Origin of the sequence: Tahibacter sp., assembly GCF_035481375.1 — a bacterium.
Lineage (GTDB): Bacteria > Pseudomonadota > Gammaproteobacteria > Xanthomonadales > Rhodanobacteraceae > Tahibacter.
The window spans coordinates 1-9,551 of the sequence record NZ_DATIGT010000094.1; the positions used below are offsets into that span (position 1 = coordinate 1).

The window sequence follows — 9,551 nt, forward strand, 5'->3', positions numbered from 1 at the left end:
GCTGGTTGACCATCTTGAGCAGGCCGCGGCGGGAATGATGATCCTTGGCGTGCTTGGCAAAGTGTTCGCTGAGGCTGTCGATGCGGGCGGACAGCAGGGCGACCTGGACTTCCGGCGAGCCGGTGTCGTTCGGGACGCGACCGAAATCGGCAAGGATTTTCTGGGTTTGTTCGACGTTCAACATTTTTTTCGTGACCTTGAAGCTAGACGAGGCTTGTGCAGCGCAACCGCAATCGATGGCGCTGCACAAGCCCCGCGTGGGGTGAATTGTCAAGAGAGCCGCGGGAGTTTAACGCCAGACGCCGCGGCGCAACAAGTCTGAAAGAATCCGGCGCGACGGATATTTTGCGCCGTGCCGGCGAAAACGAGGGCTCACGCCGGCAGGTTCAGGCCGCGGCGCACCCGAAGTACCCCGCCCGCGTCGATCTCGCCGAGCGCGAGCAGCCGGCCAGCCGCATCGTGCACACGGCACAGCTCGACCGCATCGCCGAGCCCGGGCACCGGCTGGCCCTGGATCAGCCGCTGAGCCTGCTCCGCGTCGAGCCCTAGCACCGGCAGCGCCGACAGGCCGGCGTCCGTATCGAGCAGCAGCGCGTCGATGGCCTCGCGCCCCTGCGTGATCAGCAGGTGCTCGAGCTCTTCCAGCGTGTGCATTCGCGGCGCGCGGAACGGATCGACCCAGGTCCGCCGCAGGCCGATCAGGTGCGCGCCGCAGCCCAGCGCTTCGCCCAGATCGCGTGCGAGGCTGCGCACATACGTGCCGGACCCGCATTCGACCGCGAGTTCGAGGGTGTCGCCGTCGTGGCGCAGCAGCGTCAGGCGATGCACATCGACCTCGCGCGGCGCGGCGCTGACCTCCTCGCCGTCGCGCACGCGCCTGTACAGCGGCACGCCGGCGAGCTTCAGCGCGCTGTAGACCGGCGGCACCTGGGTGATGCGGCCGCGCAGCGGCGCCAGCGCCGCGTCGATCTCGGCGGCCGTGAGTACCGGCACGGCGCGGCGCTCGACGATGTCGCCGTCGGCGTCGCCGGTCGTCGTCGTCGCGCCGAGCTGCACCGTCGCGGTATAGGCCTTGGCCGCGCCGAGCAGATAGCCGGCGATCTTCGTCGCTTCGCCGAAACACAGCGGCAGCAGGCCGGTCGCCATCGGGTCGAGGCTGCCGGTGTGGCCGCCCTTCGCGGCAAGGAACAGCCGGCGCGCTTTCTGCAGCGCCTGGTTGGAACTGAGTCCGCGCGGCTTGTCGAGCAGCACGATGCCGTGGACGTCGCGCCAGGGAGTGGGATCTTTCTTCTTGCTCATGCGGATAGTTCGTTGCGAACCGGCGATTCTGGCATTCTCGCCGCGCCGCGGGGTAACAGCACAAGGACGCTGACGGCGCGCAGACGACACCACGCATGACCGCCCCGGCTCGACGGCTGTACGCGGAAAGTGCATTGCCGCACATGATCGAGCGTTGCCGCGACTGCCGACAGGTGGCCTATCTGCGCGGTCGACGCTACCGCCTCTGCAGTCTGGCCGGTGCGCGCGACTGGCTTACGGCGGATACGCTGACCACGCTGCGCGTGTGGTCGCGCGTCCGGATCGCCTGCGATGTGCTTCACGTCGATCGCGGCGTCCGCTTTGCGTTCGTGCCGGACCGGGAAGCGAGCGCACGATTCATCGCAGCGTCCGCGGTTTGCTTCGCGGACGCGAGGGTCAGTCCTGCGACGGCCCACGCTCGCGATCGGCGCGCAGCAGCTGCTCGATGCGCTCGCCCTTGTCGACCGAGTCGTCGTACTTGAAGCGCAGCTCCGGCACGCGCCGGATCTTCATGATGCGCGAGAGTTCGCGGCGGAAATCCTTGGCCATCTCGTTGAGCAGCTTGACCGCGGGCGGTCCCTGCTCGGCCATCAGCGCGGTCACGTAGACCGTCGCCGTGTCGAGTTCGCGCGAGGCCTCGACGTCGGACACGCTGACCGACGGCAGCGCGTGATCGCGCACGACCTCGTGCACCATGGTGCCGACGAGGCGGCGCAGCTCGGCAGAGATGCGGTCGGAGCGGTTGAAGGTGTTGGGCATGGCGATACTCCGGCGAGAAAAGAGCGGAGAGGAGTGAGAGAAACGAGTGGAAGGTGCTGACACGCTTTCTCTCGTTTCCCGCTCCCGCTCCCTGTTTCCTGCTTTTAGAACGTACGTTGCACTTCGATGCGCTCGAAGCACTCGATCTGGTCGCCGGGCTTCACGTCGTTGTACTGCTTCACGGCGATACCGCACTCCATGCCGTTGCGGACTTCGTCGACGATGTCCTTGAAGCGGCGCAGCGACTCGAGTTCGCCCTGGAAGATCACGGTGTTGTCGCGCAGCACGCGGATCGGCTTGTTGCGCTTGACGAAGCCCTCGATGACCATGCAGCCGGCCACCGCACCGAACTTCGAGCTGCGGAACACTTCGCGCACCTGCGCCACGCCGATGATCTCTTCGCGCACTTCCATGCCGAGCAGACCCGACGCGACCTGCTTCACCTGATCGATGACGTCGTAGATGATCGAGAAGTAGCGCAGGTCGAGGCCGTTGGTCTCGATGACCTTGCGCGCCGACGCGTCGGCACGGACGTTGAAACCGATGATCGTGGCCTTCGATGCGGCTGCGAGCGTCGCGTCCGATTCGGTGATGCCGCCGACACCCGATACGATGACGTTGACCTTGACGAGTTCGTTCGTGAGCTTGGTCAGCGAATCGCGCAGCGCTTCCGCGGAACCCTGCACATCGGCCTTGACGACGAGATTCAGCGTCTGCTGATCGCCGCCCTGCGTCATCGTCGCCATGATGTCTTCGAGCTTCGTGCTCTGCTTCACGAGGCGCGTTTCGCGGCGCTTCTGGTTGCGCTGCTGCGCGACGTCCTTGGCCAGACGCTCGTCGGCGACCGACACGAAATCGTCGCCGGCATCGGGCACGCCCGAGAGGCCGAGCACCTGCACCGGAATCGACGGGCCGGCTTCGTTCACCTGCTTGCCGGACTCGTTGAACATCGCACGCACACGGCCGTATTCCACGCCGCAGACGAGGAAGTCGCCGCGCTTGAGCGTACCGGTCTGCACGAGCACCGTCGCGACCGGACCGCGGCCCTTGTCGAGGCTCGACTCGATGACCACGCCCGAGGCGCGGCCGTCGCGCACGGCCTGCAGCTCGAGCACTTCGGACTGCACGAGGATCGCGTCGAGCAGCGCATCGACGCCCATGCCGGTCTTGGCCGACAGCGGCACGAACTGCGTGTCGCCGCCCCACTCTTCCGGCACGACTTCGTGCTGCACGAGGCCCTGCTTGACGTTGTCCGGGTTGGCTTCGGACTTGTCCATCTTGTTGACGGCGACGATGATCGGCACGCCGGCCGCGCGCGCATGCTTGACCGCTTCGACGGTCTGCGGCATGACGCCGTCATCCGCGGCCACGACCAGCACGACGATGTCGGTCAGCTTCGCGCCGCGCGCGCGCATCGCGGTGAACGCGGCGTGGCCCGGCGTGTCGAGGAACGTGATCACGCCCTTGTCGGTCGTCACGTGGTATGCGCCGATGTGCTGCGTGATGCCGCCGGCTTCGCCCGCGGCGACCTTGGTGCGGCGGATGTAGTCGAGCAGCGAGGTCTTGCCGTGGTCGACGTGACCCATGATGGTCACGACCGGCGGACGCGTTTCCTTGTCGCCGTGGTCGGCTTCGGAATGCGCGATCAGCGCGGATTCGGCATCGTCGTCGCTCTGGCGCACGGCCTTGTGGCCGAGCTCCTCGACGACGAGCACGGCGGTGTCGTGATCGACGGTCTGGTTGATCGTCGCCATGACGCCCATCTTGAACAGCGCCTTGACCACGTCGGAACCCTTGACTGCCATTTTTGCGGCGAGATCGGCGACGATGATCGCTTCGCCGATCGCGATTTCACGCACGACCGGCGCGGTCGGCTTCGCGAAGCCATGCTGTCCGGTGATGCGGCTGATGTCGGGCTTGCCGCCGCGCGGCTTCTTGCGGCTCGAACGGCGTGCGCGTTCCTCGGCCGTCAGATGCAGCTCGCCGCCGGCGAACCGGTGGCCGATGTCCGCGGGCGGACCTTCGGTCATGCGGTGCGAGCCGTGGCGCACGCGGTTGTTGTTGCGGTTCTGATCGTCGCCGGCGCGCTTGGGCGGCGCCGGCGGGCGATGCGGCACATGATGCGCCGTCGCGTCGCGGCGCGGCGGCGGTCGCGGCGCGTCGCCGGCCGGACGCGCTGGCGGCGCGTTCGACGCCGGCGCGCTGGCGGCGGGACGCGCAGCCGGCGCCTCGGTGCGTGCCGGCTGCGGGCGCGCGGGTTCTTCGACCTTGCGCACGGCGGCGGCGGCTTCCTCGCGACGGCGCGCTTCCTCGGCGGCAGCCGCTGCAGCGGCGGCAGCGGCGGCCGCTGCGGTGGCCTTGGCCTCTTCCTCGGCGCGGCGCTTCTCCTGCGCGGCGCGCTCGAGCTCCTCGCCTTCGCGCTTGAGCGTCGACTCGCCGAGCTTGCGCAGCGCCTCTTCGCGTTCGCTGTCGACCTTCTGTTCCTCGTCGACCGAACTGCGCTTGACGTACGTGCGCTTCTGGCGGACTTCGACGTTGACCGTCTTGCCGCGCGCAGCGCCCTGGTTCACGGTGATTTCGCTGACCGTCTTGCGCTTGAGCGTGATCTGACGCGGCGCCGAATCGTCGCCGACCGGCTCGGTCTTGCCGTGCGTGCGGCGCAGGAATCCGAGCAGCTTCACTTTTTCAGTGCTGCTGATCACCTGGTCGGCGTTCGTGAACTTCATGCCGGCCTCGGCGAGCTGCGACAGCAGCTTCTCGACCGGCGTGCCCAGAACCTGGGCCAATTGCTTGATGGTGACGTCCGACATATTCGATTACTCCGTGATCCGCTGCTGCCCGCTACTGCTGCCGAAACACCCGGCGCGTATTACGTATCGGCAGCACGCGCAGCAACGATCAACGCCGCAGCACGATCCTCGTCCATGCCATCGATGCCGAACTCCATGAGTTCGTCGGTGGCCAGGTCCGCCAGGTTCTCGCGCGTCACGACGCCGTGCTGCGCGAGCGTATAAGCCAGTGCCTCGTCCATGCCGTCGACGGCGACGAGGTCGGGAGCCGGCTTGTGCTCGTCGATGTCTTCCTCCACCGCGAGCGCTTCGGTGAGCAGCGCGTCGCGGGCGCGGGCGCGCAGTTCCTCGACGATGTCCTCGTCGAAGCCCTCGACCGCGAGCAGCTCGCCAGTCGGCACGTAGGCGATTTCCTCGACCGTCGAGAAGCCTTCCTGCACGAGGATCGCCGCGATTTCCGCGTCGACTTCCAGCCGCGTCATGAACAGCTGACGCGCGGATTCCTGCTCGGATTCGCTCTTGTTGCGCACCTGCGCTTCGGTCATCACATTGAGCTGCCAGCCCGACAGCTTGCTCGCGAGGCGCACGTTCTGGCCGCCGCGGCCGATCGCCTGGGACAGCTTGTCCTCGGCAACCGCGATGTCCATCGAATGCTTGTCTTCGTCGACGATGATCGACTGCACTTCGGCCGGCGCCATCGCATTGATGACGAACTGCGCCGGGTTGTCGTTCCAGAGCACGATGTCGATGCGCTCGCCGTTGAGCTCGTTCGACACGGCCTGCACGCGAGAACCGCGCATGCCGATGCAGGCGCCGATCGGATCCGTGCGCGTGTCGGTCGCGAGCACCGCGATCTTCGCGCGGTCGCCCGGATCGCGCGCGCAGGCCTTGATCTGCACGAGGCCCTGGCCGACTTCCGGCACTTCGAGCTTGAACAGCTCCATCATGAATTCGGGCGCCGTACGCGACACGAACAGCTGCGGACCGCGTGCTTCGGCGCGCACGTCGTAGAGATAGCCGCGCACGCGGTCGCCGGTGCGCACGGTTTCGCGCGGAATCGTCTTGTCGCGCGCGATGTAGGCTTCGGCATTGCCGCCGAGGTCGAGGTAGACCGCGCCGCGCTCGACGCGCTTGACCACGCCCGTGATGAGCTCGCCGATGCGGTCGCGGAACGCGTCGACCACCTGGGCACGCTCGGCTTCGCGTACGCGCTGCACGATGACCTGCTTGGCCGCCTGCGCCGCGATGCGGCCGAATTCCGGGTTCTCGATCTGTTCCTCGACGAAATCGCCGATGCCGCTGCCGGGCTTCTCGTCCTCGGCGTCCATCAGGCGGATCATGCGCTCGGGCGATTCCATGACGATGTCGTCGGGAACGACTTCCCAGCGCCGGAAGGTCTCGTAGTCGCCGTTGTGGCGATTGATCGACACGCGGATCGCGACGTCCTGATCGACGTAGCGCTTCTTCGCCGCCGAGGCCAGCGCGGCCTCCATCGCGTCGAAGATGACCGCCTTGTCGACGCCCTTCTCGTTGGCGACCGCGTCGACTACCAGCAACAATTCTTTGCTCATCGCTCGTCACTCCAGCCGGCGTCGTCGACCCCGGCACTGATCATTATTTTGGCTTGCGTTTCGTCGCGCCGGGTTTCGCGGCGCCGGGCTTGGCGGCACCGGGCTTCGCCGGCGGCCCGGCTTTGCCCGAAGGCTTTTCGGGCAGCAGGCCGAGCGCGGCATAGTCGGGAACGATGCGTGCTTTCTGTACGTTGTCGTGCGCGACGACGATCTCGATGCCGTCCTGTTCGATCGTGATGCGGTCGCCGTCGACGCCGCGGATCTCGCCCTGCAGACGGCGCCGGCCTTCGACCGGCAGGTTCAGGGAAATCTTGGCTTTCTCGCCGATGAAGCGCGCGAACTGCGCCGGCGTGAACAGCGGTCGGTCGAGACCCGGCGACGACACTTCGAGCGTATAGCGCCCGCTGATCGGATCGTTCACGTCGAGCTGCGCCGAAAGTTCGCGGCTCACCGCTTCGCAGTCGTCGATGGTGATGGGTCGTTCGAGATGGTCGATATAGATGCGCAGCAGACTATTGCCGCGGCTGGGCGCGTACTCGATGCCGAGGCATTCGAGGCCCAGGTCGGCAACTACGGGTTTGATCAACTGGATGAGTTCGTCGTCTTTCACGCTGCATTCTGCACAAACAAAAAATGGGCACTAAGGCCCATTCCATAGTCCGCCGTTGTCTTGCTTCCCAACATCGGCAACGCGCGCATCCTGCGCTGTTTACCGGAATGCGGCGATCGCAGCTCGTTCGATCGCCATCCCGGCTCTAGCAAAAAGGCCACACGAGGTGGCCTTTCGCTTTCGATCCTGGTAGCGGGGGCAGGATTTGAACCTGCGACCTTCGGGTTATGAGCCCGACGAGCTGCCAGACTGCTCCACCCCGCATCAGAGAAACGGAAGTTTACGGATCGATGAACGATTCCGCAAGCCCTTTTGAATCGAAAGGATTACTTCGCGATGCCCAGAGCCGTCGCGCACCACGCGTACAGCGGACCCCAATGGAGGCCGAGCACGAGCAATGCAAGGGCGTTGACCGAAATCACCGCGCGCATCGGCGCGTCGGCGGGCTTGTCGATCGCCGCGGCGCCTTCTTCCGGATCGTCGAAATACATGACCTTGACGACGCGCAGGTAGTAGTAGATGCCGACGATCGCGAACACGGCGCCGGAGATCGCGAGCCACAGCGTGCCCGGCACGGCGACGGCCTTCAGCACGAGCAGCTTGCCGTAGAACCCGAACAGCGGCGGCACGCCGGCGAGCGAGAACATCGTCAGCGCCATCAGGAACGCGTACCACGGGGCGCGCTGGCCGAGTCCCTTGTAGTCGGCGATTTCCTCGGCCTCGAAGCCTGCACGCGACAGCAGCAGGATGATGCCGAAGGCGACGGTCGCTGTCAGCGCGTAGCTGATCGCGTAGAACATGGCGGCGGCGTACCCCTCGGGCTGGCCGTTGATCAGGCCGAGGAACAGGAAGCCGACGTGCGAGATCGTGGAGTACGCAAGCATGCGTTTGAGATTGCTCTGCATGATCGCGGCGATGTTGCCGATCGCCAGCGAGGCGACCGCGAGCAGCGCGAGCATGAGCTGCCAGTAACCGCCGACGCCGTCGAGTCCCGATTCGAGCAGCCGGTAGGCCATGCCGAACGCGGCGAGTTTCGGTGCCGAGCCGATGAACACGGTGACCGCGGTCGGTGCGCCCTGATAGACGTCGGGCAGCCACATGTGGAACGGCGCCGCGCCGAACTTGAACGCGATGCCGACGACGACGAACACGACGCCGAACAGCAGCATGCCGCGCTGCGTGCCCGACGCGGTCGCCGCATGGATCGCCGTGAGGTCGAGCGAGCCGGTCGCGCCGTAGATCATCGACATGCCGTAGAGCAGCATGCCCGAGGCCAGCGCGCCGAGCACGAAGTACTTCATCGCCGCTTCGGAGGACAGCGGTGAGTCGCGATTCAGCGCGACGAGCGCGTACGAGGACAGCGCGAGCAGTTCGAGGCCGAGATAGACCATGACGAGACTGCCGGCCGAGACCAGCAGCATCATGCCGAGCACCGCGAACAGGCAGAGCACGTAGTACTCGCCGACGAACAGGCCGCGGTCGCGCAGATAGGGGCGCGCATAGACGAACACGAGCGCCGACGTCAGCAGCACGAAGACCTTGAGCACGCTCGCGATGCCGTCGCGCACGAACATGCCGCCGAACGCGGTCGGCTCGCCGTAGTGCTGCAGCACGAGCCAGCCGGTCACGGCCAGCGCGGCGATCGACAGGTAGTGCGTGACGCTGCGCTGCGCGGGCTTGAGGAACAGGTCGAGCAGCAGCAGCGCGCAGATTGCGATCGTCAGGAACGATTCGGGCAGCAGGGTCAGGATGTCGTTCAGGCTAATCATGGTCGGTCCTTCACGCGCCCTTGCTGATGACGATGTGCTTCACGAGCTCGGCAATCGGCGCATCCATGAGGTTGCCGAGCGGCTGCGGCCAGAGGCCGAACAGCAATACGGCGACCGCGAGCGTCGCGAGCACGAAGGTCTCGCGCGCGTTCATGTCCTGCAGTTGCGCGACGTTGTCGTTGGCGACGTCGCCGAAGATCACGCGCTTGACGAGCCACAGCGTGTAGGCCGCGCCGATGATCAGCGTGAACGCGGCAAGCGCGCCGACCAGCGGGTTGTGCTGGAACGCGGCGAGGATCACCCAGAACTCGCCGACGAAGCCGCTCGTGCCCGGCAGGCCGCAGTTGGCCATCGCGAACAGGACGAACAAGGTCGCGAAGCGCGGCATCGTGTTCACGACGCCGCCGTAGTCGCGGATCATGCGCGTATGCAGGCGGTCGTAGAGCACGCCGACGCTCGCGAACATCGCGCCCGAAATGAAACCGTGCGAGATCATCTGCACCATCGCGCCCTGGATCGCGATGGCCGCGCCGTTCGCGTTGCCGCCGCGGGCCAGCGACAGCGAGATGAACACGCCGAGCGTCACGAAGCCCATGTGCGCGATCGACGAATACGCGATCAGCTTCTTCATGTCTTCCTGCACGAGCGCGACGTAGCCGACGTAGACGACGGCGATCAGCGACATCGCGATCACGACCCAGGCGAACTCCATGCTCGCGTCGGGCACGATCGGCAGCGAGAAGCGGATGAAGCC

8 protein-coding genes and 1 tRNA gene are annotated in these 9,551 nt (G+C 66.3%); all 9 read right to left on the reverse strand.

The genetic code is table 11. From position 1 onward, the window contains the following. Positions 1 to 184, reverse strand: a 184-nt coding sequence (gene rpsO, locus VLF18_RS05605) for a 30S ribosomal protein S15 (RefSeq protein WP_325278631.1), incomplete at its 3' end; no start/stop codon positions are given. 188 nt (positions 185 to 372) lie between these two features. Then, entirely contained in the window at positions 373 to 1,299 is a 927-nt protein-coding gene (gene truB, locus VLF18_RS05610) for a tRNA pseudouridine(55) synthase TruB (RefSeq protein ID WP_325278632.1), read from the reverse strand. A 396-nt stretch (positions 1,300 to 1,695) separates the two neighbouring features. Further along, positions 1,696 to 2,058: a 30S ribosome-binding factor RbfA gene (rbfA, locus tag VLF18_RS05615; RefSeq protein ID WP_325278633.1), complete on the reverse strand. Its 363-nt coding sequence runs from the start codon at positions 2,056 to 2,058 to the stop codon at positions 1,696 to 1,698. Between the two features lie 104 nt (positions 2,059 to 2,162). Further along, a complete protein-coding gene (gene infB, locus VLF18_RS05620) occupies positions 2,163 to 4,868 on the reverse strand; it encodes a translation initiation factor IF-2 (protein WP_325278634.1) in 2,706 nt (901 codons plus the stop codon). Positions 4,869 to 4,927: 59 nt separating this feature from the next. Continuing rightward, entirely contained in the window at positions 4,928 to 6,418 is a 1,491-nt protein-coding gene (gene nusA / locus VLF18_RS05625) for a transcription termination factor NusA (protein WP_325278635.1), read from the reverse strand. Positions 6,419 to 6,461: 43 nt separating this feature from the next. After that, positions 6,462 to 7,028: a ribosome maturation factor RimP gene (gene rimP, locus VLF18_RS05630; protein ID WP_325278636.1), complete on the reverse strand. Its 567-nt coding sequence runs from the start codon at positions 7,026 to 7,028 to the stop codon at positions 6,462 to 6,464. A 187-nt stretch (positions 7,029 to 7,215) separates the two neighbouring features. Beyond that, a tRNA-Met gene (locus tag VLF18_RS05635) sits at positions 7,216 to 7,292 on the reverse strand. A gap of 62 nt (positions 7,293 to 7,354) precedes the next feature. After that, the gene (gene nuoN, locus VLF18_RS05640; RefSeq protein WP_325278637.1) at positions 7,355 to 8,797 is read right to left on the reverse strand and encodes an NADH-quinone oxidoreductase subunit NuoN; all 1,443 of its coding nucleotides are present in this window, start codon (positions 8,795 to 8,797) and stop codon (positions 7,355 to 7,357) included. A gap of 10 nt (positions 8,798 to 8,807) precedes the next feature. Further along, positions 8,808 to 9,551 (reverse strand): NADH-quinone oxidoreductase subunit M (locus VLF18_RS05645; protein ID WP_325278638.1); only part of this gene is annotated, 744 nt, incomplete at its 5' end.

What these genes read in the sequence shown, in the direction of transcription:
- rbfA (WP_325278633.1), bottom strand. Translation starts at nt 2,058, where the DNA reads ATGCCCAACACCTTCAACCGCTCCGACCGCATCTCTGCCGAGCTGCGC.
- infB (WP_325278634.1), bottom strand. Translation starts at nt 4,868, where the DNA reads ATGTCGGACGTCACCATCAAGCAATTGGCCCAGGTTCTGGGCACGCCG.
- nuoN (WP_325278637.1), bottom strand. Translation starts at nt 8,797, where the DNA reads ATGATTAGCCTGAACGACATCCTGACCCTGCTGCCCGAATCGTTCCTG.
- truB (WP_325278632.1), bottom strand. Translation starts at nt 1,299, where the DNA reads ATGAGCAAGAAGAAAGATCCCACTCCCTGGCGCGACGTCCACGGCATC.
- nusA (WP_325278635.1), bottom strand. Translation starts at nt 6,418, where the DNA reads ATGAGCAAAGAATTGTTGCTGGTAGTCGACGCGGTCGCCAACGAGAAG.